24 protein-coding genes, 2 tRNA genes and 1 riboswitch are annotated in these 26,331 nt (G+C 67.3%); of the genes, 24 read left to right on the top strand and 2 right to left on the bottom strand.

Translation table 11 applies throughout. The features are described 5' to 3' along the window. Nucleotides 1-2 precede the first annotated feature (2 nt). Nucleotides 3-75: transfer RNA gene (locus HNO81_RS12500), tRNA-Gly, on the bottom strand. 329 nt (nt 76-404) lie between these two features. On the opposite strand from HNO81_RS12500, the gene HNO81_RS12495 reads away from it, so the two are divergent. From HNO81_RS12495 to hisF, 14 genes are all read left to right on the top strand, one after another. Continuing rightward, nucleotides 405-476 (top strand) — tRNA-Val (locus tag HNO81_RS12495). Nucleotides 477-580: 104 nt separating this feature from the next. Next, nucleotides 581-1,435, top strand: coding sequence for a cytochrome (locus tag HNO81_RS12490; protein ID WP_175318436.1), 855 nt, complete (start codon nt 581-583; stop codon nt 1,433-1,435). Between the two features lie 77 nt (nt 1,436-1,512). After that, nucleotides 1,513-2,115, top strand: coding sequence for a peptide deformylase (def, locus tag HNO81_RS12485; RefSeq protein ID WP_175318435.1), 603 nt, complete (start codon nt 1,513-1,515; stop codon nt 2,113-2,115). Continuing rightward, nucleotides 2,112-3,032, top strand: a complete 921-nt coding sequence (fmt, locus tag HNO81_RS12480; protein ID WP_175318434.1) for a methionyl-tRNA formyltransferase — start codon at nt 2,112-2,114, stop codon at nt 3,030-3,032. The genes def and fmt overlap by 4 nt, the downstream gene beginning before the upstream one ends. Continuing rightward, on the top strand, nt 3,029-4,642 hold the full coding sequence (locus tag HNO81_RS12475; protein WP_175318433.1) for an RsmB/NOP family class I SAM-dependent RNA methyltransferase: 1,614 nt from the start codon (nt 3,029-3,031) through the stop codon (nt 4,640-4,642). Before fmt ends, HNO81_RS12475 begins: the two co-directional genes overlap by 4 nt. Before the next feature lie 80 nt (nt 4,643-4,722). Beyond that, nucleotides 4,723-5,400 carry a ribulose-phosphate 3-epimerase gene (gene rpe / locus HNO81_RS12470; RefSeq protein WP_175318432.1) on the top strand — a complete coding sequence of 226 codons (678 nt, stop codon included), beginning with the start codon at nt 4,723-4,725 and terminating at the stop codon, nt 5,398-5,400. Between the two features lie 39 nt (nt 5,401-5,439). Further along, a riboswitch (FMN riboswitch) is annotated at nt 5,440-5,588 on the top strand. A gap of 170 nt (nt 5,589-5,758) precedes the next feature. After that, nucleotides 5,759-6,898, top strand: a complete 1,140-nt coding sequence (ribD, locus tag HNO81_RS12465; RefSeq protein ID WP_175318431.1) for a bifunctional diaminohydroxyphosphoribosylaminopyrimidine deaminase/5-amino-6-(5-phosphoribosylamino)uracil reductase RibD — start codon at nt 5,759-5,761, stop codon at nt 6,896-6,898. Beyond that, the gene (locus tag HNO81_RS12460; protein WP_175318430.1) at nt 6,898-7,560 is read left to right on the top strand and encodes a riboflavin synthase; all 663 of its coding nucleotides are present in this window, start codon (nt 6,898-6,900) and stop codon (nt 7,558-7,560) included. The genes ribD and HNO81_RS12460 overlap by 1 nt, the downstream gene beginning before the upstream one ends. After that, the gene (gene ribB, locus HNO81_RS12455; protein ID WP_371818250.1) at nt 7,557-8,297 is read left to right on the top strand and encodes a 3,4-dihydroxy-2-butanone-4-phosphate synthase; all 741 of its coding nucleotides are present in this window, start codon (nt 7,557-7,559) and stop codon (nt 8,295-8,297) included. The genes HNO81_RS12460 and ribB overlap by 4 nt, the downstream gene beginning before the upstream one ends. Beyond that, the gene (ribA, locus tag HNO81_RS12450; protein ID WP_175318429.1) at nt 8,294-9,028 is read left to right on the top strand and encodes a GTP cyclohydrolase II; all 735 of its coding nucleotides are present in this window, start codon (nt 8,294-8,296) and stop codon (nt 9,026-9,028) included. The genes ribB and ribA overlap by 4 nt, the downstream gene beginning before the upstream one ends. Before the next feature lie 33 nt (nt 9,029-9,061). Then, entirely contained in the window at nt 9,062-9,550 is a 489-nt protein-coding gene (gene ribH / locus HNO81_RS12445) for a 6,7-dimethyl-8-ribityllumazine synthase (RefSeq protein ID WP_175318428.1), read from the top strand. A 104-nt stretch (nt 9,551-9,654) separates the two neighbouring features. Continuing rightward, a complete protein-coding gene (locus HNO81_RS12440; RefSeq protein WP_009358176.1) occupies nt 9,655-9,918 on the top strand; it encodes a phosphoribosyl-ATP diphosphatase in 264 nt (87 codons plus the stop codon). An 84-nt stretch (nt 9,919-10,002) separates the two neighbouring features. Next, the gene (hisG, locus tag HNO81_RS12435; RefSeq protein WP_175318427.1) at nt 10,003-10,863 is read left to right on the top strand and encodes an ATP phosphoribosyltransferase; all 861 of its coding nucleotides are present in this window, start codon (nt 10,003-10,005) and stop codon (nt 10,861-10,863) included. Between the two features lie 39 nt (nt 10,864-10,902). Further along, complete coding sequence (gene hisF / locus HNO81_RS12430) at nt 10,903-11,679, top strand: imidazole glycerol phosphate synthase subunit HisF (protein ID WP_175318426.1); 777 nt, start codon at nt 10,903-10,905, stop codon at nt 11,677-11,679. A gap of 126 nt (nt 11,680-11,805) precedes the next feature. Here hisF and HNO81_RS12425 read toward each other — a convergent pair whose 3' ends face one another. Beyond that, nucleotides 11,806-12,450 carry a TIGR03085 family metal-binding protein gene (locus HNO81_RS12425; RefSeq protein WP_175318425.1) on the bottom strand — a complete coding sequence of 215 codons (645 nt, stop codon included), beginning with the start codon at nt 12,448-12,450 and terminating at the stop codon, nt 11,806-11,808. A gap of 111 nt (nt 12,451-12,561) precedes the next feature. Between HNO81_RS12425 and hisI the strand changes: the two genes are divergently transcribed. From hisI to HNO81_RS12375, 10 genes are all read left to right on the top strand, one after another. Beyond that, on the top strand, nt 12,562-13,005 hold the full coding sequence (gene hisI, locus HNO81_RS12420; protein ID WP_175318424.1) for a phosphoribosyl-AMP cyclohydrolase: 444 nt from the start codon (nt 12,562-12,564) through the stop codon (nt 13,003-13,005). Between the two features lie 111 nt (nt 13,006-13,116). Then, a complete protein-coding gene (locus HNO81_RS12415; RefSeq protein ID WP_175318423.1) occupies nt 13,117-14,679 on the top strand; it encodes an anthranilate synthase component I in 1,563 nt (520 codons plus the stop codon). Then, nucleotides 14,679-15,332 (top strand): Trp biosynthesis-associated membrane protein, encoded by a 654-nt coding sequence (locus HNO81_RS12410; RefSeq protein ID WP_175318422.1) that lies wholly within the window; start codon nt 14,679-14,681, stop codon nt 15,330-15,332. Before HNO81_RS12415 ends, HNO81_RS12410 begins: the two co-directional genes overlap by 1 nt. 105 nt (nt 15,333-15,437) lie before the next feature. Then, on the top strand, nt 15,438-15,725 hold the full coding sequence (locus tag HNO81_RS12405) for an HGxxPAAW family protein (RefSeq protein ID WP_043449549.1): 288 nt from the start codon (nt 15,438-15,440) through the stop codon (nt 15,723-15,725). Beyond that, nucleotides 15,725-16,546, top strand: a complete 822-nt coding sequence (gene trpC / locus HNO81_RS12400) for an indole-3-glycerol phosphate synthase TrpC (RefSeq protein WP_175318421.1) — start codon at nt 15,725-15,727, stop codon at nt 16,544-16,546. The genes HNO81_RS12405 and trpC overlap by 1 nt, the downstream gene beginning before the upstream one ends. A gap of 121 nt (nt 16,547-16,667) precedes the next feature. Beyond that, the gene (gene trpB, locus HNO81_RS12395) at nt 16,668-17,987 is read left to right on the top strand and encodes a tryptophan synthase subunit beta (protein ID WP_175318420.1); all 1,320 of its coding nucleotides are present in this window, start codon (nt 16,668-16,670) and stop codon (nt 17,985-17,987) included. Continuing rightward, on the top strand, nt 17,984-18,832 hold the full coding sequence (gene trpA / locus HNO81_RS12390) for a tryptophan synthase subunit alpha (protein WP_371818249.1): 849 nt from the start codon (nt 17,984-17,986) through the stop codon (nt 18,830-18,832). The genes trpB and trpA overlap by 4 nt, the downstream gene beginning before the upstream one ends. Before the next feature lie 3 nt (nt 18,833-18,835). Next, complete coding sequence (gene lgt, locus HNO81_RS12385; protein ID WP_175318419.1) at nt 18,836-19,996, top strand: prolipoprotein diacylglyceryl transferase; 1,161 nt, start codon at nt 18,836-18,838, stop codon at nt 19,994-19,996. Between the two features lie 261 nt (nt 19,997-20,257). Further along, complete coding sequence (gene gltB, locus HNO81_RS12380) at nt 20,258-24,871, top strand: glutamate synthase large subunit (RefSeq protein WP_175318418.1); 4,614 nt, start codon at nt 20,258-20,260, stop codon at nt 24,869-24,871. After that, nucleotides 24,864-26,321, top strand: coding sequence for a glutamate synthase subunit beta (locus tag HNO81_RS12375; protein ID WP_175318417.1), 1,458 nt, complete (start codon nt 24,864-24,866; stop codon nt 26,319-26,321). The genes gltB and HNO81_RS12375 overlap by 8 nt, the downstream gene beginning before the upstream one ends. Nucleotides 26,322-26,331 lie beyond the last annotated feature (10 nt).

Genomic DNA, 26,331 nt, shown 5'->3' with positions numbered 1-26,331 from the left:
AGAGCGGACGACGAGATTCGAACTCGCGACATCCACCTTGGCAAGGTGGTGCTCTACCAGCTGAGCTACGTCCGCATTTTGGAGGCTTGATTCGCTGCCGTTTCCGGCATTTCCTCGCGTTCCAACGAGTAAAAACAATATAGGAGGTTCGGGGAAACTCCAAATCGGATAGGGCCATGCGACGGCCGTGCGTCCCGCTTCCCAGTAACCGCGCGGATTTTTCCGAGTTACAGGCGTGTAATTCCCGACGGCGGGGGGATGGCTTCCCGGGCCAGGGCGCGGACGGCGCCGCGCTTGCCCGGGTCCTTCACGCGGGCCGAAGGATCCTTAGAGGGGCCGCTGCCGGCTGCGGTTCGGCCGATTTTTGGTTTGGGGCAGACGTGGGCTAGCATTCAAATGCATCGGGGCGATTGGCGCAGTGGTAGCGCGCTTCGTTCACACCGAAGAGGTCACTGGTTCGAACCCAGTATCGCCCACCGCAGAGGCCCGTTTCCGCTCATCAGCAGCGGAGACGGGCCTTTTTTGCGTGCGGCCCCTGCCGCCGGAGATTTTGTCGGCCCCCTGTGAAAGAGTCTTTTGTATGACTGATCCGCTCCTCGCCCACGCCACTGAATACGGCCGGATGTACGCACGGTCAACGTCCGAACAGTTTTCGGTTCCTTCCATCACCACGGTGATCAGCCAGCAGCCGCACGGCCTCGACGGGTGGTTCGGCTACATGGGGGCCAGCAGCCTGGCCAACGATCCACTGCTCTCCGATTGCCTGGGAAGTCCGGCCAAAATCAAGCAGGCCATCAACCGCGCAGCCAAGGCCGCCGAAACATACCGGGACGACGCCGCACGGCGCGGGGACCGGGTGCACAACTACTGCGAGCAGGTGGCCCTGCGTGCGCTGGGGCGTCCGCACACCATGAAAGAAGCCCGCGAAGCCTTGGCCGCCAACGGCGAGGAAGCTTTCGCCGTGCGCTTTGACGAATGGTGGGAACTCTTCCGTGTGGAACCCATCGCCCCCGAAATTACTGTCTGGAACCACTCGGTGGGCTACGCCGGAACCTTGGACCTGGTGGCCCGGATTAACGGACGCATCTGCCTGATCGACTACAAGACCAAGGGCACCACCCGGGACGGACAGGTCAAGCCGCTGGATGACAAGGTGGTCATGCAGTTGGTGGCCGGCATGAAGGCGGAAGAGAGCCTCGTGGATCCGCAGGCGGGGACCTGGGAACCCTGGAAATACGGTGAGGACCCCGTCCTGCTGGCCGTGGCCATCGGAGAGACGGAAGTCCGGCCCGTGCGCGCCAACCCCGAGGTCCTGAAGCACCATTGGTGGAAGTTCTGCGCGCTGCGCCGTGTCTGGGAACTGTCCGCGGACACCAGCAGTGCGGGCACGGCGCTGTTGCCCATCGCACCCCCGCCCCTGGCCCGCACCGCCTGAGGCGACGATGCACGCCGCGGGACTGCACCTAAACTGGATAGGTTCCCTTTGCCGCCAACCGTGAGGACACCCAGCGCATGGCTATTCTGAATATCCGCATCATCGGCGACCCTGTGCTGCGCACAGTTGCCGATCCCGTGACGGAGTTCGGACCCGACCTTGCCAAACTGGTCGCCGATATGACCGAGACCATGGAGGATGTGGAGGGGGCCGGGCTGGCGGCGCCCCAAATCGGGGTGAGCAAGCGCATCTTCACCTACCGCATTGACGGGGTTGAGGGCCACATCATCAATCCGGCCCTGGAGAACAGCGAGGACTACCAGCCGGACCACGTGGAAGGCTGCCTGTCCATCCCGGGCCTGGGCTTCCCGGTCCGCCGTTTCCGCGCCACCCGTGTCACCGGCGTCGACATGCATGGCAACCCGGTCTCCATCGACGGTGAAGGCCTGCTGGCGCGCTGCTTCCAGCACGAAAACGACCACCTGGACGGCATCCTTTACACGGACCGCCTTGAGGGCGAGGACCGGAAGGCGGCGCTGCGCTCCATCCGTAACGCCAATTACGACGCCGTCGCCGGACGTACTACGGCCAAACGCGCCAAGAGTGTGGGCTCGAGCTTCGGCGGGGCCAGCTTTGGCGGAACCAGCACCCCCGGTGCCAGCTTCGGCGCAGCCGGGTGAGGGTACTCTTCGCGGGGACGCCCGCCGTCGCAATTCCCTCCCTGGACGCGCTGGTCAACGCCGGCTTTGACGTCGTTGCCGTCCTGACCCGGCCGGACGCGCCGCTGGGCCGCAAACGGGTACTGACGCCGTCCCCCGTTGCGCAACGCGCCGCCGAACTGGGCATCGAGGTCATCCGCGCCGCCCGCGTCGATGCCGAGGCCATCGCGGCCATCACCAGGGTCCAGCCGGACGTCGCCGCCATTGTGGCCTACGGCGGACTGGTTCCCCGCGACGCCCTGGGCATCCCGCGCCATGGTTGGGTCAACCTGCACTTCTCGCTCCTGCCCGCATGGCGCGGGGCGGCTCCTGTCCAGCGGTCCATCATGGCCGGAGACGATGTCACCGGTGCCGTGACCTTCCAGCTTGAGGAAGGCCTGGACACCGGCCCCGTCTTCGGAACCCTGACGGAGACCGTCAAGCCCCAGGACACTGCAGGTGACCTGCTGGAGCGGCTGTCCCACAGCGGCGCAGTCCTTCTGGCCCAGACGCTGTCCGCCATCGGTGCCGGCAAGGCAGCGCCGCAGCCACAGGCCGGCGATGTCACGCTGGCGCCCAAACTGACCCTCGAGGATGGCCACCTGAACTGGGCGCACCCGGCCCTTGCCATCAGCAGGCAGGCGCGTGGTGCCACCCCCGAGCCCGGCGCGTGGACCATGCTGGAGGGCCAGCGCGTCAAGCTCGAACCGGTCCGGCTCCGGCCGGACGTCCCGGGCCTTCCGCCCGGAGCCGTGGCCTTGCAGGGCAAAGACGTGCTGGTGGGTACGGGGTCGCACGCGGTGGAACTGACCCGTATCCAGCCGGCCGGGAAAAAGATGATGGCCGCCGCCGACTGGGCGCGCGGTTTGGCAACACTGGAGAGCGTGGTGTTTGAATGACCGGGTCCGGAGGCAATACAGGCGGACGGGACGGTGCCGGAGCACGCAGCGGCGGCGGGAAAGGCGGCCAGGGCGGCGGCGGCCGTGGCAACGGCGGACCCCGCGACGCCAGCCGGCGCAACGCCAAGGGCCGGGAACGCAACCGCGGTCCGCAGCGGGGCTTTACCGACCAGGCGCCGTCCCAGCGCACCAGGCGCGCAGATCCATCCCGCCTGGTGGCTTTTGAAGTCCTCCGCGCCGTAGCCGCAGAGGACGCCTACGCCAACCTGGTCCTTCCTGCCCGGATCCGGCACCATCACCTGGACAAGCGGGATGCCGGCTTCGCCACCGAGCTGAGCTATGGAGCGCTCCGCAACCAGGGCACCTACGACGCCATCCTGGCGCGGTGCGTGGACCGTCCCCTGGACCAGCTTGACCCAGCCATCCTGGACGCCCTCCGCATCGGAGCCCACCAGCTGCTGGCCATGAGGGTTCCCGCCCACGCGGCACTTGACCAGACCGTCGGACTTGCCCGTGCCGTGATCGGCGCCGGACCGTCGACGCTGATCAACGCCGTCCTTCGCAAGGTTGCTGCCCGCACCCTGGCGGAATGGCTGGACCTGCTGGTGGAGGGCGAAACCGACGCCGTCAAAATAGCGGCCGTCAGGTACGCCCACCCCGAGTGGATCGTCCGCGCCATGCGCCAGTCGCTCGTGGCGCACGGCCGTCCCGCAGACGACATCGACCAACTGCTGGAAGCCGACAACGATGCACCCGTCGTCAACCTCGTGGCCCTGCCCGGGCTCGGCAGCCTGGACGAGGCACTGGAAAGCGGCGCCACCCCCGGGGAACTTGTCGAGGGCTCAGCGCTCTCCAGCGGCGGAGACCTCGGCCGGCTGTCCTCCGTCCGCGCCGGCACCCTCCGCGTACAGGACGTCGGATCCCAGCTGGTGGCCAGGGCACTGGCCGCAGCGGACCTTGGCTCCTCCGGCCAAACGGATGGCGGCGAAAGCCCACCAACTTCCGCAGACGCTGAAGCATGGCTCGATCTTTGCGCCGGTCCCGGCGGGAAGGCGGCGCTCCTCGGCGCGCTGGCCCACCAGCGTGGCGCCACCCTGCTGGCGAACGAACCCGCCCCGCACCGGGCCAAGCTGGTCAGCCAGGCGTTGTCCGCCGTGCCGCATGGCAGCTGGCAGGTCCGCACCGGCGACGGCAGGGACGTCGGCGCCGAACAGCCGGAGCGGTATGACCGTGTCCTGGTGGACGTTCCCTGCACCGGCCTGGGTGCGCTCCGCCGCAGGCCGGAGTCCCGCTGGCGGCGTTCACCGAAGGACATTGCAGACCTTGGCCCGCTGCAGCGCGGGCTGCTGGCCTCGGCCCTGGAAGCCGTCCGTCCCGGGGGAGTAGTGGCCTATGTGACGTGTTCGCCGCATCCCGCCGAGACCACAGCCGTGGTCAGCGATGTGCTGCGCAAGCGTCCCGACCTGGAACTCCTCGACGCCGGCGCGGCCCTGGACGCGGTCAGCCTGACCGGCAGCCTGGCTGCCGGCCATGAACTGACGGCGCAGCTCTGGCCGCACATCCATCACACCGATGCGATGTTCCTGGCCTTGATCAGGAAGAAAGCCTGACCAGCAGGGACGGCGCGACACCCGGAAACCACCACGCCAACTGTGCCGTGGGACCAGAACAACCAGCGAAAGGCACCCCCGTGACGCAGTGCTGCATTAACCCGAGCATCCTCTCCGCCGACTTCGTCAACCTCGAAGCCGAATTGCGGCGGATCAGCAATGCCGACGCCGTGCACGTGGACGTGATGGACAACCACTTCGTCCCCAACCTGACCATCGGGCTGCCCGTGGTGGAGCGGATCCAGGCCGTCAGCCCCGTTCCGCTCGACGCCCACCTGATGATTGCCGACGCCGACCGCTGGGCTCCCGGTTTCGCGGACGCAGGCCTGGCCTCCGTGACCTTCCACGCGGAGGCTTCCATTGCGCCCATCAAGCTGGCGCGGGAACTGCGGAGCAGGGGTTCCAAAGCGGGCATGGCGCTGCGCCCCGCAACCCCGGTGGAGCCCTACCTGGACATGCTGCCGGAACTGGACATGCTGCTCATCATGACCGTTGAACCCGGCTTCGGCGGGCAGGCCTTCCTGGACATCACCCTGCCCAAGATCCGCAGGGCCCGTGCGGCTGTGGAGGGTTCAGGGCTGGGCGTGGCCATCCAGGTGGACGGCGGCATCACGGAAGAGACCATCGTCCGTGCTGCCGAAGCCGGCGCCAACGTCTTCGTAGCCGGTTCAGCCGTCTATGGTGCCGACGATCCGGCCAAAGCCATCGACCTGCTTCGCGCCCGGGGCAGCAGCGCGTTACGTGCGGCGACGGAATAACCGGGAGCCCATTCCGGTTGTGGCACAATAACAACACACATACGTGCTCCGGGGTCGGTGTAAGTCCGAACCGGCGGTGACAGTCCGCGACCCGCGCGCAGGTGTCCTCCCAGGAGGGCTCCGGCAGACGGTTGAACCGGTGGAATTCCGGTACCGACAGTTAAAGTCTGGATGAGAGAAGCACGTACAGCTGTATCTGCGCAGCCTTGAGGCTTCGCAGCGTTCTGCTGTCGTATCCCCGGAGCCATCGCGGTTCGACAGGGAAGGAACGACGCACAATGAACCCGCAGCGATGGCTCTTAGACGCCGCAAGCCCAGCAACTCTACAAGCTGGCAACATCTCCACCACGGCAGCCGCATGACGGGCGCCGTCAAGCTCAAGCCGGCCGCCGGGATGGTTTCTGCCTTCACCGCCGCCGAAACACACGCCATGGAACGGGCCCTGCAGGCTGCCCTCGAAGGCCCCCGCGGGGCGAACCCGCTGGTGGGCGCCGTCGTCGTAAGTGCTGACGGCAAGCAGCTTGTGGCAGGCCACCACCGCGGTGCCGGCACCGCACACGCCGAAGCCGACGCCATTGCCCAGGCCGCCGCCGTCGGGCTGGATCTTTCCGGCTGCACCATGGTGGTCACCCTGGAACCCTGCAACCACGTGGGCCGCACCGGGCCCTGCACCGAAGCGATCATCGCCGCCGGGATCACCGACGTGGTCTACGCCGTGGACGATCCCCACGACCCCGCTGCCGGCGGCGCGGCAACACTGCGGGCAGCCGGCGTCCGGGTCCGCAGCGGACTGGGCGCCGACGAAGCCCTGGACCTGAACCGGCAGTGGTTCGAGGCAGTAGCGGCCAGGCGGCCCTTCGTCACACTCCACATTGCGCAGACCCTTGACGCCCGCATCGCCGCCGAGGACGGCACCAGCCAATGGATCTCCAGCCCGGAGTCCCTGGCGGACAACCACGGGATCCGCAGCCGCATCGATGCCATCCTGGTGGGCACCCAGACCGTGCTGGTGGACGACCCCCGGCTGACCGCCCGGGACGGCGACGGCAAACCGGCGCCCAAGCAGCCCGTACGCGCCGTCATGGGCCTGCGTGCCATCCCGGAGGACGCTGCAATCCACGGGGACGACGGCCTGGCTGTCCACCTCCCCACCCGGGATCCCCGTGAGGCACTGTCCATGTTGTACGCGTCCGGCGTCCGCCACGTCATGGTGGAAGGCGGCTCCAGCATCCTCAGTTCCTTCCTGGCGGCCGGCCTGGTGGACGAACTCATCGTGTACCTGGCGCCCACGCTGCTGGGATCCGGCACCCCGGCGCTGAACGGGCTCGGCATCACCAGCCTTCCCGACGCCCAACAGTGGGAATGGGACGCGTCCGACGGCGGCGCGGTCCGGGCGCTGGGCCGGGACCTCAGGCTCCACCTCAGACCGCAACGGCACGTTGCACTTGACCACCCACCAACCCGCACAGCCGCGGAGCCAGCCCAGGGAGGCTACTGATGTTTACCGGAATTATTGCCGAGCAGGGGCAGGTGCTGTCCGTGGAGCGCGACGGCAACACCAGCGCCACCGTCCGGCTGCACGCGCCAGCCTCCACCGAGGGGCTGCCACTTGGCGGCTCCATCGCCGTCAACGGGGTCTGCCTCACCGCTACAGCGATCGACGGCAAGGACTTCAGCGTCGACGTCATGGGGGAGACCCTGGTCCGGAGCACCATCGGCGAGCTCGCCGCAGGGGACTCCGTCAACCTGGAACGCTGCGTTCCCGCGGGCGGCCGCCTGGACGGCCACGTGGTGCAGGGCCATGTGGACGGGGTGGGCGTGCTGCTGGAACGGGAACCGCAAGGCAACTGGGAGCGGCTGCGCTTCGGCGTCCCCGCCAACCTGGCCCGCTACATTACCGAGAAAGGCTCCATCGCCATCGACGGCGTCTCCCTCACCGTGACGGCCGTCAGCCCCGCGCCAGAGCCGGAACCATGGTTCGAAGTGGGCCTGATCCCCACCACCCTCGCCGAAACCGGACTGGGCACCAAAACCACCGGCAGCCGCGTGAACCTGGAAGTCGACGTCCTGGCCAAATACACCGAACGGCTGCTTGCCTTCAGCGGCGCCGGGGCAACTGCGGGCAGCGGCGACACCGCCATTGCAGGAGGTGCTCGGTGAACGCGGCCGTACGCCTGGAACACGCTGTTTCCACCGACGCCGCAGCCAATGCGGCTCCCGCGCCCGTCCGGGGACTGGACTCCATCGCGGACGCGGTGCGGGCCATGGCCGCCGGCCGCCCGGTGTTGGTGGTCGATAACGAGGACCGCGAAAACGAAGGTGACATCATCTTCGCCGCCCAGCACGCCACACCCGCGCTGATGGGCTGGACCATCAGGTACAGCTCCGGCGTGATCTGCGTGCCGCTGACAGGGGACCGCGCCGATGCGCTGGCCCTGCCTCCCATGACCGCCGTCAACGAGGACGCAAAAGGCACCGCCTACACCGTCTCCTGTGATGCGGCCATTGGTGTCAGCACGGGAATCTCCGCCACCGACCGCGCCCTGACCGCCCTGATTCTGGCGGATCCGCAGGCCGGCCCCGCATCCGTGACCCGGCCGGGGCATATTTTTCCGCTCCGGGCAGTTGATGGAGGTGTGCGGGAACGCCAGGGGCACACCGAGGCCGCAGTGGACCTGTGCCGCCTTGCCGGCCTCGAGCCTGTGGGTGTGATCGCGGAAGTGGTGTACGACGACGGCGAAATGATGCGCCTTGACGGGCTTCGTTCGTTCGCAGCTGAACATGGGTGTCCCCTCATCTCCATCGAGGACCTGGTGGCGTATCTTGAAGCCGGGACCGGGGGAGCACCGGATGAGGATGCCCGGGCGGTCCCGGGTGGAGAGAAGGAGAAACGATGACGGCAGCGGCAGCCAGCGACGACAGCCAGCACAACGGCCACCGGAAGCCCCACACGGTGTCCGGTGAAGCGCCCCACCCCGTCAGCGGAGGGCCCGTGGTGCAACTGCCCACAGCCTTTGGCGACTTCGTGGCACAGGCGTGGACGGACCTCGTCACCGGCGTGGAGCATCTGGCCGTCAGTTCACCCAACGCTCCCACCGACGGAAAAGCTCCCCTTGTCCGGCTGCACTCCGAGTGCCTCACCGGGGATGTCTTTGGTTCCTACCGTTGCGACTGCGGCGAGCAGCTCGCCTTCGCTCTGGAGCTGATCCGGGACAACGGCGGAACCCTGCTCTACCTCCGCGGCCAGGAAGGCCGCGGCATTGGCCTGGCCAACAAGATCAAGGCCTACGCGCTCCAGGAAGCCGGCTTCGACACTGTGGAGGCCAATGAACAGCTGGGCCTGCCGGTGGATGCCCGCTGCTACAAGGCCGCGGCACAGATCCTCGCCGAAATGGGCCTGCACGAGGTGCGGCTGCTGAGCAACAACCCGGACAAGCAGAACAGGCTTGCCAACGCCGGCGTGACGGTGGTGGAAATGGTTCCCACCGAGGTCCCGTCCCGCGAGCAGAACATCCGGTACCTGCGCACCAAGAAGGACCGCATGGAGCACCGGCTGCTGCTGGACACGCAGGTGGTCCCCGTTCCTGCAACGGCCTCCGAAACCTCCTATGACCACGAACAAGACTGACGTCTTCACGAACGAACGGAACACAAGAAACCCATGAGCGGACACGGCGCCCCCGATATCGACCTCAGCACCCTCAACCCCGCCGAGACTTCCCAGCTGAAGCTCGCAATCGTCGCAGCCAGCTGGCACACGCAGATCATGGACGGCCTCCTGGACGGTGCACTCCGTGCCGCAAAGGATGCCGGCATCGCCGAACCCACCGTGCTGCGCGTTCCCGGCAGCTTCGAACTTCCCGTGGCGGCCGCACGCCTGGCGCCGCACTTTGACGCCGTGGTTGCCCTCGGCGTCGTGATCCGCGGCGGCACCCCGCACTTCGACTACGTCTGCCAGGCCGCGACGTCTGGCCTCACCGACGTCAGCGTGTCCACGGGCGTACCGGTCGGCTTCGGCGTCCTCACCTGTGACAACGAACAGCAGGGCCTGGACCGCGCAGGCCTGCCCGGCTCCAAGGAAGACAAGGGCCACGAGGCCGTCACGGCGGCGCTGGCCACCGCCGTCGTGCTCAAGCAGTACCAGCGCTAAGCGGCCGCATGCTGGACGGGCGCGGTGTGTAATCCATCACATCGCGCCCGTCATGCAACAGCCCGGGAAGCGCTGCCCCGGCCGCACCAAGTAGGCTGGAGGGCGTGAAGAATTTCGAGACGCTGTTCGCTGAACTCAGCGAGAAGGCAGCCACCCGCCCGGAAGGCTCCCGCACCGTCGCTGAATTGGAGTCCGGTGTTCACGGCATCGGCAAAAAAGTCGTTGAGGAAGCAGCCGAGGTCTGGATGGCTGCCGAATATGAATCCGATGAAGCTGCGGCCGAGGAAATCTCCCAGCTGTTGTACCACCTGCAGGTCCTGATGCTCGCCAAAGGCCTGACTCTGGAAGACGTCTACAAGCATCTGTAGCCACCGGTCCGGCGCCCTGCCGCCGGGCCAGCTGTGGCCTGCACTGCCTGAAAGCCAAACCTTCCACCCCAGAAAGAATTTGACATGCTGCGAGTAGCCGTCCCCAACAAGGGCTCCCTGTCCGAAGCCGCCTCCGCCATGCTCTCCGAGGCCGGATACCGGCAGCGGCGCGACAGCCGCGAGCTGGTCATGGTGGACCCTGACAACGACATCGAGTTCTTCTTCCTCCGCCCCCGCGATATCGCGGTCTACGTGGGCCGGGGCACCCTCGACGTCGGCATCACCGGCCGCGACCTGCTGCTGGATGCAGAGGTGGAAGCCGAGGAACTGCTTCCACTGGGATTCGCCGCCTCCACCTTCCGATTTGCCGGCCCCGTGGGCGATTTCAGCTCCGCCGCCGAACTTGAAGGCAAGCGCCTCGCCACCAGCTACGACGGCCTGCTGCGCAACTACCTGGCAGAACGCGGTATCAACGCCAAGGTGGTCCGGCTCGACGGTGCGGTCGAATCCTCCGTGCGCCTCGGCGTTGCCGACGCCATCGCCGACGTCGTGGAGACCGGCAACACCCTCAAGGCCGCCGGCATGGAGATTTTCGGTGAGCCCATCCTCAAGTCCGAGGCTGTGCTGATCCGGCGCGCCGGTGCAGGAGACGCCGCAAACGGCACGGCGAAGGAGATCGAGGTCCTCATCCGCCGCCTCCAGGGCGTCCTCGTGGCGCGCCAGTACGTCCTGATGGACTACGACATCCGCAAGGAGCTCGTGGAGAAGGCCGCCAGCCTGACTCCGGGCCTCGAATCGCCCACCGTCTCCCCGCTGCGGGACTCCGACTGGGTAGCCGTCCGGTCCATGGTGCCCAAAAAGGAAACCAACCGGATCATGGATGAACTCTACGACCTGGGCGCCCGCGCCATCCTGGTCAGCAGCATCCACGCCTGCCGCATCTGATCACCGGCTTCCCAGCACCACTGAATACCAGGAGTTCCCATGGCAGTAGCAGTACGGGTCATTCCCTGCCTTGATGTCGACGCCGGGCGCGTCGTCAAGGGCGTCAACTTCGAGGGCCTCCGCGATGCCGGGGACCCCGTGGAACTCGCCCACCGCTACGACAACGCCGGCGCCGACGAACTGACGTTCCTCGACGTCACCGCATCCTCCGGCAACCGGGAGACCACGTTCGACGTCGTCCGGCGCACCGCCGAGGAAGTCTTCATCCCGCTCACCGTTGGCGGCGGCGTCCGGGGCGTGGCCGAGGTGGACAAGCTCCTGCGCTATGGAGCGGACAAGGCTTCGATCAACACCGCGGCCGTAGCCCGCCCGGACGTCATCGATGAGATCACCCGGCACTTTGGTTCGCAGGTGCTGGTCCTGTCCGTCGACGCGCGCCGGACGCGCCCGGGTTCCCAGCCCACGCCGTCGGGCTTCGAAGTGACCACCCACGGCGGCCGCACCGGCACCGGGATCGACGCCATTGAATGGGCAAAGGAAGCAGCCGACCGCGGCGTCGGGGAGATCCTGCTCAATTCCATCGATGCCGACGGCACCAAGGACGGGTTCGACCTCGAGCTCATCAAGCTGGTCCGGGCCGCCGTCAGGGTGCCCATCATTGCCTCCGGCGGAGCAGGGGAGCCCGCCCACTTCCCGCCCGCCGTTGCCGCTGGCGCGGACGCCGTCCTGGCCGCTTCGATTTTCCACTGGGGACCGGACAACATGATGTCCCAGGTCAAGGACGCCATCCGCGCCGCCGGGTTTGAAGTCCGCTAGGACCGGTGCATGGGCCCACGCCCGCATGGTTCCCTGGCCGTGGAGCCGCTCCGGCGAGGGCCCCGGACCGAGCTTGCGAGGGCAGGGAGCCGGCGCGGACTTGCGAGGTTAGGGGGCGGGTGGGGACTAGAGTCCTACTTCGGCTGACTGCAGAAGGGCGACGGCGTCCGGCTGGCCTTCGAAGGTGACCAGGGCGTGGCGGGTGCGGCCATGGGCGTGCATCAGCAGTTCGCCCGGCTCGCCGACGATGGCGACGGAAACCGGTGCGCGCTTGGCGACGTGGCGGGGTCCGGAGGGGTGGACCAGGACAATGCCCAGGTCCACGCCGCGGTACAGGATGGCGGCGCGTTTGACGAGTTCATCCCAGAGGGCATCCGAGTATGCCTCGTCCAGCGCCCTGGGCGCCCACCGGTCCACGGCACGCCGGACGTCCTCCGTGTGCACAAAGTATTCGATCAGGTTGGCGCTCTCATCCAGCGCCGGGATGCTCATGGGGGAGAGGGCCGGCGGCCCGCCGCGGAACGTGTTGACCAGGCGGGCATAGTCCTCGGGTCTGGCCAGCTTGGCTGCCAGCTTCGCGGTGGCCTGGTCCGATGCCTTGGCCAGGCGCTTGATGATCAAACCCAGCCCGACGGCGGCCTTCCGCTCGCGCAGGTAAAGGTGCGCGGCAAGGTCCCTGGTACGCCAGCCCTTGCACAGAGTGGGCGCGTCAGGGCCGGCCGCAAGCAGGGTTTCGGCCAGGACTTCTCGGGACGGTTCGACGAAATGCATCACTTGTGAAACTAGCACGAGTGGTGTGGAGATGGGCAGCACGGCGGCGGCCGGTGGCGTGCCGTTGTTCACAAAGGAGGGCGGGCCTGCGAAGGCACTAGACTTGACCCGATGTCTGAGCAGCCAACCCCCGTCCACACCGCAGGATCCGCCGCGCCGCACGCGCCGGCGTCGTCCGCTGGATCCACCCTGCCGGCAAGCCCGCTTCCCCGGGAGCTGGCCGCCGCGCTCAAGCGCGACGCTGCGGGCCTCGTGGCCGCCGTGGTGCAGCAGTACGACACGAACGAAGTGCTCATGCTGGGCTGGATGGACGACGAAGCCCTGCACCGCACCATGACCACCGGCCGCGTGACGTTCTACTCCCGTTCCCGCCAGGAATATTGGCGCAAAGGTGACACCTCGGGACACGTCCAGTGGGTCAAATCCGTTGCCATGGACTGCGACGGCGACGCACTGCTGGTGCGCGTGGACCAGGTGGGAGCCGCCTGCCACACCGGCACCCGGACCTGCTTCGACGGCAGGGGCCTGGACGTCGTGCCCGGCCACGCAGGCTAGGCGGAGAACACAGCACAGGCCGGACTGCACCCGGCCGGGGCACAACCAGCAAGCACATCCACGGTGCCGGTACGGCCGGGCCATTCGAAGAACAGGCGGACAAGCACAGCCATGCAGGACCTCGGAACCATCAGCCCAAGCCTTGAGGAGTTCCGGGAACTCGCCGGCCACAGCCGCGTCATTCCCGTCCGGCTCAAGGTCCTCGCGGACGCCGAAACCCCCATTGGCCTGTACCGGAAGCTCGCCCAGGGACAGCCCGGCACCTTCCTCATGGAATCGGCCGCTGTGGGCGGAGCCTGGTCCCGCTATTCCTTCATTGGCGCCAGGTCCCGGGCCACCCTGACCACCAAGGACGGCCAGGCGCACTGGCTGGGTGAACCGCCTGCCGGGGTGCCCGTCAGCGGCAGCCCGGTGGACGCCATCCGCGACACCATCGATGCCTTGCGTACTGACCGCTTCGAGGGGCTGCCGCCGTTTACCTCCGGCCTGGTGGGCTTCCTCGGCTGGGAAACCGTCCGGCACTGGGAACGGCTGGTCAGTCCGCCCGAGGACGACCTGAACCTGCCGGAGATGGCCCTGAACCTGGTCACGGACATGGCGGTGCACGACAATGTGGACGGCACGGTCCTGCTCATCGCCAACGCCATCAATTTCGACAACAGCTCTGAACGGGTGGACGAGGCCTGGCACGACGCCGTGGCGCGGGTGAAGGCCCTGCTGGCGAAGGTCAGCACCCCCGTGGTCCAGCCCGTGTCCGTGCTGGCGCCGGCAGCCCTGGACTTCGCCTCCAGTGTCCAGGAGCGCTGGGACGAGGCTGAATACCTAGCCGCCCTGGACCGCGGCAAGGAAGCCATCGTTGACGGCGAGGTCTTCCAGGTGGTGATCTCGCGGCGCTTCGAGATGGAGTGCAAGGCGTCCGCGCTGGATGTCTACCGGGTCCTGCGGAACACCAACCCCAGCCCGTACATGTACATCTTCAGCCTCGAAGACGCCGACGGCCGCCAATATTCCATCGTCGGGTCCTCCCCGGAGGCGCTGGTGACGGTCACGGGCGAGGAAGTCATCACCCACCCCATCGCCGGCTCCCGCCCCCGCGGCAAGACGGTCGAAGCGGACAAGGCCCTGGCCGAGGAACTGCTGGCGGACCAGAAGGAACGCGCCGAGCACCTGATGCTGGTGGACCTGTCCCGCAACGACCTCTCCAAGGTCTGCGTTGCCGGCACGGTGGATGTCACCCAGTTCATGGAGGTGGAGCGCTTCAGCCACATCATGCACCTGGTATCCACCGTGGTGGGGCAGCTTTCGCCGCAGGCCAAGGCCTACGACGTCCTGAAAGCCACCTTCCCCGCGGGCACCTTGTCCGGAGCCCCCAAGCCCCGGGCCCTGCGCCTCCTCGACGAACTGGAACCGCACCGCCGCGGCATCTACGGCGGCGTGGTGGGCTACCTCGACTTCGCCGGGGACATGGACATGGCGATTGCCATCAGGTCCGCGCTGATCCGGGAGGGACGCGCGTATGTCCAGGCCGGCGGCGGCATCGTGGCGGACTCGGTAAACCCCACTGAGGCCCTGGAAACCGTCAACAAGGCGGCAGCCCCGCTGCGCGCGGTCCACACTGCCGGATCGTTGCAGAACATTTCGGCGGAATCCCTTCCCGGCGGGACGGAGTCCTGATGTCCGGTTCCGGGCTGACGGCGGGCAACACCGGCACACCGCGCAAGCCGCGGACCAAACGGGGTGCGCCGGTGTGGGCGCGCAAGTCCACGCTGGTGATGCTGATCGCCCTCCTCGCGCTGGCAGCCTTCGGTACCACCACGCAGACCTGGATGACCGCCACCCTGGACCCCAACCAGGTGGGCCAGGCCGCCGCCGCCCAAAGCGCCATCCAGGTGCAGGGCAGCAAAGCCGCCACCACCGTCACGGCCCTGGCCCTGGTGGCCCTTGCCGGGGGACTGGCAGCGGCCATCGCCGGCAGGATCGCCCGCTGGATCATTACCGCCATCATCGTCCTGGCCTCCGCCGGTGTGGTCACCGCGGCGGCAACGGTCCTGGCGGATCCGCTCGCGGCCGCACAGGGAACCATTGCCGGGGCTACCGGGATCTCCGGCAGCCAGGCGCACGTTGAGCTCACCCCCTTCCCGCTGCTCGCCGTCGTCGCCGGCTGCCTGCTGGCTTTGGCAGCCCTGCTGATCCTCCCGGCGTCCCGCTACTGGAAGACACGCACCAAGTACGACGCGCCCGGCGCTGCGGGAACCGCTGCAGCGGCAGGGCCCGTGGACGAGATCGACAGCTGGGACCGGCTTTCCCGCGGCGAAGACCCCACCTAAGTCCTGCGGCCACCGCCGCCGGTCCGGGCGCCGGGCCCGGCGGTACGCGGGCGGCGGCCAAAAAATGGCAGAATGTAAGCAGTATCCACCCTGAGGAGATTTTCCATGAGCAAAGCACCTGCGTCCGTTTCGAAGTCAGGCACCCGCACGGTGGCCCCGGGCGTCATCGACCACAGCCAGGAACTGGGCCACGGCAACAGCCCGGCCGCGTGGACCTGCGTGATCGTCATGCTCGTTGGCGCGCTCATCGCAGCCATCGCCTTCGTCATCGCCAGCACCCCCATCTTCATCGGTGGCGCCGTTGTCATGGTCATCGGCCTGATCCTCGGTTACGTCATGCGCAAGGCAGGCTACGGCGTCGAAGGCAGCAAGCTGAAGAACTCCGGCCACTGATGGCGACTGTTCTCGACGACATCAACGCCGGTGTCAGGGAGGATATGGACGCCAGGAAGCGGCTCGTTTCCTTGGCTGAGCTGAAGGACCTGGCCCAGGCGGCGGCACCTGCCCGCGATGCCTGGGCTGCCCTCGGCGGAACCTCCCCAACCCGGGAACAGCTGAAAGTCATCGCCGAAATCAAGCGCCGCAGCCCCTCCAAAGGCGATCTCGCCAGCATCGGGGATCCGGCGTCGCTCGCCCGGCAGTACGCCGACGGCGGTGCCTCCGTCATCAGCGTCCTCACCGAACAGCGCCGCTTCAACGGCTCCCTCGCCGACCTCGACGCCGTGCGCGCCGCCGTCGACGTTCCCCTGCTGCGCAAGGACTTCACCCTCGACGAGTACCAGATCTGGGAAGCCCGTGCCCACGGCGCCGACCTCATCCTCCTCATCGTGGCCGCGCTCTCCGACGCCCAGCTCACCGAGTTCAGCGCCCTCAGCCGGGAACTGGGCATGAACGTGCTGGTGGAGACGCACACGGAGGAAGAGATCGAGCGGGCCATCGCGGCCAACGCCCGGATCATTGGCGTCAACGTGCGCAACCTGAAGACGCTCGACGTCGACCGTTCCGTCTTTGCCGCACTGGCAGGAATGATTCCCGCCGAGGCCGTCGTGGTTGCCGAATCAGGCGTCCGCGACGCGGATGACGTGACGCATTACGCCGCCAGCGGCGCCAACGCGATACTGGTGGGCGAAGCCTTGGTGAGCCATGCCACGCCGCGGGAACGCATCGCCGAGTTCACTGCCGCAGGTGCCGCCGCCATTGCTGCCCGCAGCTAAGGCACGCACCACCCGGCCACCTGCGGGACAGCGCGACGCTGGCCCGCAGGACAGGCTTACCCTCCGGCACTGTGCCGGGACAGCAGATTTTTGACCTCCAACTTCGAACAGGACAGGACTGATGGCTCAAGCACCTTCAGGAAACGCTGACAACACCACCGCGGAAGCATTCCTGCAGGGCGGATCCCTCCGCCACGCCCCGGGGCCGTACTTCGGCAATTACGGCGGCCGATGGATGCCCGAGTCCCTGATCGCCGCCCTGGACGAACTTGAGGAGACCTTCAACAAGGCCAAGGACGATCCCGATTTCCGGGCGCAGATCGCGGACCTGAACAAGAACTACTCCGGCCGGCCATCCCTGCTCACGGAAGCCAAGCGGTTCTCCCAGCACGCCGGGGGCGTCCGGGTGTTCCTCAAGCGCGAGGACCTTAACCACACCGGGTCCCACAAGATCAACAACGTCCTGGGCCAGGCACTGCTGGCCAAACGCATGGGCAAAACCCGCATCATTGCCGAGACCGGTGCGGGCCAGCACGGTGTGGCCAGCGCCACCGCCGCCGCCCTCATGGGCCTGGAATGCGTCGTCTACATGGGTGCCGAGGATTGCCGCCGCCAGGCGCTGAATGTTGCCAGGATGGAACTCCTGGGCGCCAAGGTCATCCCCGTGACCAGCGGATCCCAGACCCTCAAGGACGCCATCAACGACGCCCTCCGCGACTGGGTGGCCAACGTGTCCACCACCCACTACCTGCTGGGCACCGCTGCCGGCGCCCACCCGTTCCCCGCCATGGTGCGCTACTTCCATGAAGTCATCGGGGAGGAAGCCCGTGCCCAGATCCTTGAGCAGGAAGGCCGGCTCCCGGACGCTGTCTGCGCCTGCATCGGTGGCGGCTCCAACGCCATCGGCATCTTCCACGGATTCCTGGACGATCCCAGCGTGAAGATCTACGGGTTCGAAGCCGGGGGCGACGGAGTGGAGACCGGCCGTCACGCCGCCACCATCACCCTGGGCAAGCCGGGCGTGCTCCACGGTGCACGTTCCTACCTGATGCAGGACGACGACGGGCAGACCATCGAGTCGCACTCCATCTCCGCCGGACTGGACTACCCGGGCGTCGGCCCGGAGCACTCCTACCTGGCCGACATCGGACGGGTCAGCTACGAGCCCATCACCGACGGCGAAGCGATGGACGCCTTCCGCCTCCTCTGCCGCACCGAAGGCATCATCCCCGCCATTGAGTCCTCCCACGCGCTGGCAGGAGCCATCAAGGTGGGGCAGCGGATGGCCGCCGAAGACCCGGCCTCCGCAGGCGGGAAGATCATCATCGTCAACCTGTCGGGCCGCGGTGACAAGGACGTAGCAACAGCAGCCGAATGGTTTGACCTGCTGGACAAGAATTCCGCCGAATCCGAAATCGGCAAAGAGGGGGAGCAGCTGTGAGCAGCGCAGACATCGCCAGCCAGGCAGGGACCACCAGCAAATCGGCAGCAGCCATTGACAGGGCCCGTTCGCAGGGGCGCTCGGCGCTCATCGGCTACCTCCCGGCCGGCTACCCCAGCGTGCCGGAGACCATCGCCGCCGGCATTGCCCTGGCCGAAAACGGCGCCGACCTGATTGAGATCGGCATCCCGTATTCCGATCCCGTCATGGACGGCCAGGTCATCCAGACTGCCACCACCGAGGCACTGGCCAAGGGCTTCCACGTCAGCCAGGTCTTCGACGTCGTTGCCGGCATCACCAGCAAGACCGACGCCGCCGTGCTGGTCATGACCTACTGGAACCCCGTGGTCCGGATGGGCGTGGATGAGTTCTCGCGCCGGCTCGCCGAAGCCGGGGGAGCCGGGCTCATCACCCCGGACCTGATCCCCGACGAGGCCGCAGAATGGATGGCAGCCTCCGACAAGTACGGCCTGGACCGGGTGTTCCTGGTGGCACCGTCCTCCACGCCGGAGCGCATGCAGCGGACCGTGGACGCCAGCCGCGGCTTTGTCTACGCCGTTTCCATCATGGGTGTTACCGGCGCCCGGACATCGGTCAGCTCGGCGGCCAAGGATGTCGTGGCAGCCGCGCACGGCGCCGGCGCCGAACGCGTCTGCGTGGGCCTTGGTGTCTCCACTGCGGACCAGGTCCGCGAAATCGCCGCCTACGCCGAAGGCGTCATCGTCGGTACTGCCCTGGTGGCAGCCCTCCGCGACGGGGGAGTGGACGCCGTCGGCGCCCTCACCAAGGACCTCAGCACCGGCCTGGCCCGTGAATCGGGCCTGGCACAGGAAGCCGGGGCCTAGAACATGCAGCCGCTCCTTGACGCAGCCGCCTTGGCACCCACGCTGGTGTCCGCCAGCATCCCCAGCCCGGACTGGTCCGGCTTCGACATCCCCCTGCCCTGGGGAAGCCTGCGGATCCACGCTTACGCGCTGTGCATCCTGGCCGGCATCGTCGTGGGCCTGTGGCTGACGTCGGTCCGCTGGGCGAAGCGGGGAGCCCCTGAAGGCAGCGTCTGGGACATCGTCATCTGGGCCATTCCCTTTGGCATCATCGGCGGCCGGCTCTACCACGTGGTGTCATCACCGGACGCCTATTTCGGCCCGGGCTTCGACGGCACGGGAGACCTTTCCCTGATCCCGCAGATCCAGCGGGGCGGGCTGGGAATCTGGGGCGCCGTCGTCCTCGGTGCCGTTGGCGCATGGATCGGCTGCCGCCGCAGCGGCGTCAAGCTCAGTGCCTTCGTCGATGCCGCAGCGCCGGGCCTGCTTCTGGCACAGGCCATCGGCCGGTGGGGCAACTACTTCAACCAGGAACTCTTCGGCGGTCCCACCACCCTTCCGTGGGGCCTGCAGATCGATGCCAACAACCCCAACTTTCCCGCCGGCATGCCTGCGGACACGCTGTTCCACCCCACCTTCCTCTACGAGTCCCTGTGGAACCTGGCCGGCGTCCTGATCCTGCTGGCCATGGACCGCCGGTTCAACTTCCGCCGGAGCAGGCTTTTCTGGCTGTATGCCATGTACTACACCCTGGGCCGCGTCTGGATTGAAGCCATGCGTATTGATGATGCCGAACAGATCAACATCCTGGGCATTACTACCAGGCTCAACGTCTGGACCAGCATCTTCGTGTTCCTTGCCGCGCTGGCCGCGTTCATCCTCCTCGGGCTCAAGGGCCGGCCGGATCCGGACACTGTCTACCTGGCTGGACGTGAACCGGAGAAGGTGTCCGGTCCAGATGACGGGACAGTCACAGACGTCCGTGATCCGGACCATGTTGTCTCAGATAGTGATTCGCGTGGTAATCTCCCAGGTAACCACAGCGGTTCCAGGCATGCTTCCGACCCCACGGAAGAAGCCGCGGCGGCACCCTCGGGCTCAAAGCCCGGAGCGGATGCAACGGCTGCCGGACACTCCGGCAGCACAGCCACGGAACCCGCACCGGAGGCCGGCACCGGCAAGTAGGGCGCCGGCCGCGCAGGGCAGTAGAGCCACCGCTCGAAGAGCCCGAAACCACAATGTCGTGGCATGGGGTACCGTCCGTACAGCCTGAAGCTGCTGTCCGGTGTTGCCCCGGACAGGGGCCTGCGTAACCGTTAGTACAGCAGGCTGCGCTGACCTACAATTTCCAGTAATCAACACTTTGTTGTGCCCTTGCAACGGCGCCGACGAGTGGGGCCAACGGTGTCCCTTCCATACGCACGATCAGGAGGAAGGACGTCTCCCATGACCCAAACTCTTAACACTCCCAGCTGGTCCGAACCGGACCAGTCCGGGACTGCACTGTCGCCGTTCAAGCGCTTCGCCGCCATGCCGGAGGCTGCCGGGCTGTACAACCCGGACCAGGAGAAGGACGCCTGCGGCCTCGCGATCATCGCGACGCTGCGCGGCGAACCCGGGTACGACATCGTCGATGCCGCCTTGACCGCGCTGCGCAACCTTGAGCACCGCGGAGCCGTCGGGGCCGACGAGGGAACGGGCGATGGCGCGGGCCTGCTCATGCAGATCCCTGACGAGTTCTTCCGGGCCGTCACCGAATTCGAGCTGCCGGCACCCGGCCAGTACGTTGCCGGTACCGCCTTCCTTCCGGCCGAGCAGCGGGAAGCCGATGCCGCCAAGGCAGGCATCGAAGGCCTGGCGGCAGATGAAGGCCTGAAGGTCCTCGGCTGGCGCGAGGTGCCGGTTGTCGCCGACCTGGTGGGGGCCATGGCCCGTGCCTGCATGCCGTACTTCTCCCAGCCCTTCCTGGCATCCGCCAACGGCGAAGAACTGGACCGCAATGAACTGGATTCCCGCGCCTGGCGGATCCGCAAGCGTGCGCAGAACAAGTTCGGCGTGTATTTCCCGTCGCTGTCCTCGCGCACCATCGTCTACAAGGGCATGCTCACCACCGCCCAGCTGGAGCCGTTCTACCCGGATCTGTCGGACAAGCGGTTCAAGACCAAGCTCGCGATCGTGCACTCGCGCTTCTCCACCAACACCTTCCCGTCGTGGCCACTCGCGCAGCCGTTCCGGACCATCGCCCACAACGGTGAAATCAACACCGTCAAGGGCAACCGCAACTGGATGCGCGCACGCCAGTCCCAGCTCGCCAACCCGCTGCTGGGCGACTCGCCCGAAGAGCTGTACCCCATCTGCACCCCCGGCGCCTCGGACTCCGCGTCCTTCGACGAGGTAGCGGAACTGCTGTGGCTCTCCGGCCGGCCCATCACGCACTCGATCATGATGATGATCCCGGAGGCCTGGGAGAACCACGCCACCATGGACCCGGCCCGGCGTGCGTTCTACGAGTACCACTCCCTCCTGATGGAACCCTGGGACGGCCCCGCCGCCGTCTCCTTCACTGACGGCAACCTCGTTGGCGCCACGCTGGACCGCAACGGCCTGCGTCCGGGCCGCTTCTGGATCACCGAAGACGGGCTGATCGTTTTCGCCTCCGAGGTGGGCGTGATCGACGTCGAGCCCTCCAAGGTGGTCAAGAAGGGCCGCGTGTCCCCGGGCAAGATGTTCCTGGTGGACACCGAAGCCGGCCGCATCATCGACGACGAAGAGGTCAAGGCCGAGGTGGCCGCGGCCAACCCGTGGGCCGAGTGGGTCAAGGACAACCTGATCGACCTCAATGACCTGCCCGAGCGTGAGCACGTGGTGCACACCGCGGCGTCGGTCAACATCCGCCAGCGCACCTTCGGCTACACCACCGAGGAACTGAAGATCCTGCTGGGCCCGATGGCCCGCACCGGCGCCGAGCCCCTGGGCGCCATGGGTTCGGACACCCCGGTGGCCGTGCTGTCCAAGCGCCCGCGCCTGCTCTTCGACTACTTCGTGCAGTCCTTCGCGCAGGTTACCAACCCGCCTCTGGACGCCATCCGCGAAGAGCTGGTCACGTCCCTGACCTGCGCCATCGGCCCCAACGGCAATCTCCTGGACACCAAACAGGTCCGCCAGCCGCAGGTCCAGCTGCCGTTCCCGGTGATCAACAACGACCAGCTGGCCAAGATCGCCAACATTGAGGACGCCGAAGGCAACCGCGTGGCCATGAAGGTCCGCGGCCTGTACCGTCCCGAAGGCGGCGAGAACGCGCTCCGCGCCCGGCTCACCGAAATCTGCGAACAGGTTTCCGGCGCCATCAACCGCGGCGTGCAGTACATCGTCCTCTCGGACCGTGACTCCAACGCCCAGTGGGCGCCCATCCCGTCGCTGCTGCTGGTCAGCGCCGTGCACCACCACCTGCTGCGCAGCGCCAACCGCACCAAGACCGCCCTGGTGGTCGAGGCCGGCGACGTCCGCGAGACGCACCACGTGGCTGTACTCATCGGCTACGGCGCCTCCGCCGTCAACCCGTACCTGGCCATGGAATCCGTGGAGCAGCTCATCGCCGCCGGCGACGTCACCGGGGTCACCCCGCAGGACGGCGTCTACAACCTCATCAAGGGCCTGGGCAAGGGCGTCCTGAAGATCATGTCCAAGATGGGCATCTCCACCGTGGCCTCCTACACCGGTGCGCAGACCTTCGAGGCACTGGGCCTGGGCCAGGAACTGGTGGATGAATTCTTCGCCGGCACGCACTCCCAGCTGGGCGGCGTGGGCCTGGACGTCATCGCCGCCGAGGTCTCCGCCCGCCACCAGATGGCCTACCCGGAGGGCGGCATCGAACAGCCGCACCGCCCGCTGCTGGGCGGCGGCGAGTACCAGTGGCGCCGCGACGGCGAACCGCACCTGTTCAACCCGGAGACCGTCTTCCGGCTGCAGCACGCCACGCGTGAGCGCCGCTACGACATCTTCAAGGCGTACACCAAGGGCGTGGATGACCAGTCCACCAACCTCATGACGCTCCGAGGCCTGCTCAAGTTCAAGAATGAGCGCCCGTCCGTTCCCCTTGAAGAAGTGGAGCCGGTCTCCAGCATCGTCAAGCGGTTCTCCACCGGTGCGATGAGCTACGGCTCCATCTCCCAGGAGGCCCACGAGACACTGGCCATCGCCATGAACCAGCTGGGTGGCAAGTCCAACACCGGTGAAGGCGGCGAGGACGTGGACCGCCTGCTCGATCCGAAGCGCCGCTCCGCGGTCAAGCAGATCGCCTCCGGCCGCTTCGGCGTGACCAGCCTCTACCTGACCAACGCCGACGACATCCAGATCAAGATGGCGCAGGGTGCCAAGCCCGGCGAAGGCGGCCAGCTGATGGCGCAGAAGGTCTACCCGTGGGTGGCCCGTACGCGGCACTCGACCCCCGGCGTCGGGTTGATCTCACCGCCCCCGCACCACGACATCTACTCGATCGAGGACCTGGCGCAGCTCATCTACGATGCCAAGCGCGCCAACCCCTCGGCCCGTGTGCACGTGAAGCTTGTCTCCGAAGTGGGGATCGGCACCGTGGCGTCCGGCGTGACCAAGGCGAAGGCCGACGTCGTCCTTGTTTCCGGACACGACGGCGGCACCGGCGCCTCGCCGCTGAACTCGCTCAAGCATGCCGGTGTTCCGTGGGAGCTCGGCCTGGCCGAAACCCAGCAGACGCTCATGCTCAACGGCCTGCGCGACCGCGTGGTGGTGCAGGTGGACGGACAGCTCAAGACCGGCCGTGACGTGGTCATCGCCGCCCTGCTGGGCGGCGAGGAGTTCGGTTTCGCCACCGCTCCGCTGGTGGTGGAGGGCTGCATCATGATGCGCGTCTGCCACCTGGACACCTGCCCGGTGGGCGTTGCCACGCAGAACCCCGAACTGCGTGCCCGCTTCAGCGGCAAGCCGGAGTTCGTGGTCAACTTCTTCGAGTTCCTTGCTGAGGAAGTCCGCGAGATCCTTGCCGAGCTGGGCTTCCGCAGCCTCGAAGAGGCCATCGGCCACGCCGAGGTGCTGGACACCCGCGAGGCCGTCAACCACTGGAAGGCCGACGGCCTGGACCTGGATCCGATCCTGCACGGGCTGGAGTTCGACGACGACGCCCCGCTGCGGAACATGACCGGCCAGAACCACGAGCTGGACAAGCACTTCGACCAGCGCCTGATCACCATGGCCACCGAGGCCCTGACGGACCGCAGCCCGGTCAAGATCACCGTGGACGTCATCAACACGGACCGGTCGGTGGGCACCATGCTGGGCCACGTCGTGACCAAGACCTTTGGCACCGACATCCTGGCCACGGACACCATCGACGTCACGCTGAATGGCACCGCGGGCCAGTCCCTGGGCGCGTTCCTGCCGGCGGGCATCACCCTGCGGCTGTACGGCGACTCGAACGACTACGTGGGCAAGGGCCTGTCCGGCGGCCGGATCATCGTCCGCCCGGACCGGACCAACGTCTTCAAGGCTGAAACCAACGTGATCGCCGGCAACGTGATCGGCTATGGCGCCACCAGCGGCGAGATGTTCCTGCGCGGCCAGGTGGGCGAACGCTTCCTGGTCCGCAACTCCGGTGCCACCGCCGTCGTCGAAGGCATTGGCGACCACGGCTGCGAGTACATGACCGGCGGCCAGACGCTGATCATCGGACGCACCGGCCGCAACTTCGGTGCCGGCATGTCCGGCGGCACCGCCTACGTCCTGGACCTGCGGACCACCCGCGTCAACAAGCAGGCGCTGGAATCCGGCGAACTGCAGCTGCGCGAGCTGGACTCCGAGGACCGGGACATTGTCCACGGCCTGCTGGTCAAGCACGTGGAAGAAACTGACTCCCAGCTGGCCGCACGCCTCCTCGAGAACTTCGATGAAACAGCTGCCCGCATCACCAAGGTGCTGCCGCGCGACTACGCGGCCGTGCTGCAAACCCGTCTCGACGCCATCGAAGAGGGCCTTGACCCCGACGGCGAAGAAGTATGGTCTCGAATCCTGGAGGTTACCGGTGGCTGATCCACGCGGATTTCTGAAAGTACGCCAGCGTGAAACCCAGCCACGCCGCCCTGTTCCCGTCCGCATCATGGACTGGAAAGAGGTCTACGAGGCGCAGAAAAAGGGGACGCTGAAGGCGCAGGCCGGACGCTGCATGGACTGTGGCGTGCCGTTCTGCCACCAGGGCTGCCCGCTGGGCAACCTCATCCCCGAGTGGAACGACCTCATGTGGCGGGACAAGGCCGATGAAGCCATCGAGCGCCTGCACGCCACGAACAACTTCCCCGAGTTCACGGGCCGGCTCTGCCCGGCGCCGTGCGAGGCGTCCTGCGTGCTGGGCATCAACCAGCCCGCCGTGACCATCAAGCAGGTGGAAGTTTCCATCATCGACGAGGCCTGGGACAACGGCTGGGTCAGCCCGCTGCCGCCGGCGCGCCTTACCGGCAAGACCGTCGCTGTGGTGGGCTCCGGCCCGGCCGGCCTGGCGGTAGCCCAGCAGCTCACCCGCGTGGGCCACACCGTTGCCGTGTACGAGCGTGACGACAAGATCGGCGGACTGCTGCGCTACGGCATCCCCGACTTCAAGATGGAAAAAGAGCAGGTGGACCGCCGCGTCGAGCAGATGAAGGCGGAAGGCACCCGGTTCCGGACCGGCGTGTCTGTGGGTACCGACGTTACCTGGGAACAGCTGCGCAGGCGCTATGACGCCGTCGTGGTGTGCACCGGGGCCACCGTCCCGCGCGACCTGCCCATCCCGGGCCGCGACCTTGACGGCGTGCACTTCGCCATGGATTACCTGGTGCCCGCCAACCGTGCGGTGGCCGGGGAAACCATCGAGAACCAGATCAACGCCCACGGCAAGCACGTGGTGATCCTTGGCGGCGGTGATACCGGTGCCGACTGCCTGGGCACTGCGCACCGGCACGGCGCCGCGTCCGTCACCACACTGGCCATCGGCAAGCAGCCGCCGGCCGAGCGCGCCACCCACCAGCCGTGGCCTACATTCCCCACCCTCTTTGAGATGGCCAGCGCCCACGAGGAGGGCGGTGAACGCACCTACCTCGCCTCCACGGTGGAGTTCGTTGGAGAGAACGGCCAGCTCACCGGCGTGAAGGTGGCCGAAACCGAGTTCGTGGACGGCAAGCGCCTGCCCAAGGCCGGGACCGAGCGGATCATCCCCGCCGATCTGGTATTCCTGTCCCTCGGCTTCACCGGCGCCGAACCTGCCGGCATTACCGAGCAGGTGCACGCCGACTTCGACGGCCGCGGCAACGTGGCCCGCGACGGGTACTACATGACCAACACCGAAGGCGTGTTCGTAGCCGGTGACGCCGGCCGCGGACAGTCCCTGATCGTGTGGGCCATCGCCGAAGGCCGGGCCGCCGCCGCGGCGGTGGACAAGTACCTGATGGGAAGCACCATCCTCCCCGCGCCTGTCGCGCCGTCGGACCGCGCCATCGCAGTCCTCTGACCGCTGACCC

Origin of the sequence: Pseudarthrobacter sp. C4D7 (genome assembly GCF_013359725.1) — a bacterium.
Classification (GTDB): domain Bacteria; phylum Actinomycetota; class Actinomycetes; order Actinomycetales; family Micrococcaceae; genus Arthrobacter.
This window is presented reverse-complemented; position numbering and strand designations above follow the sequence as displayed.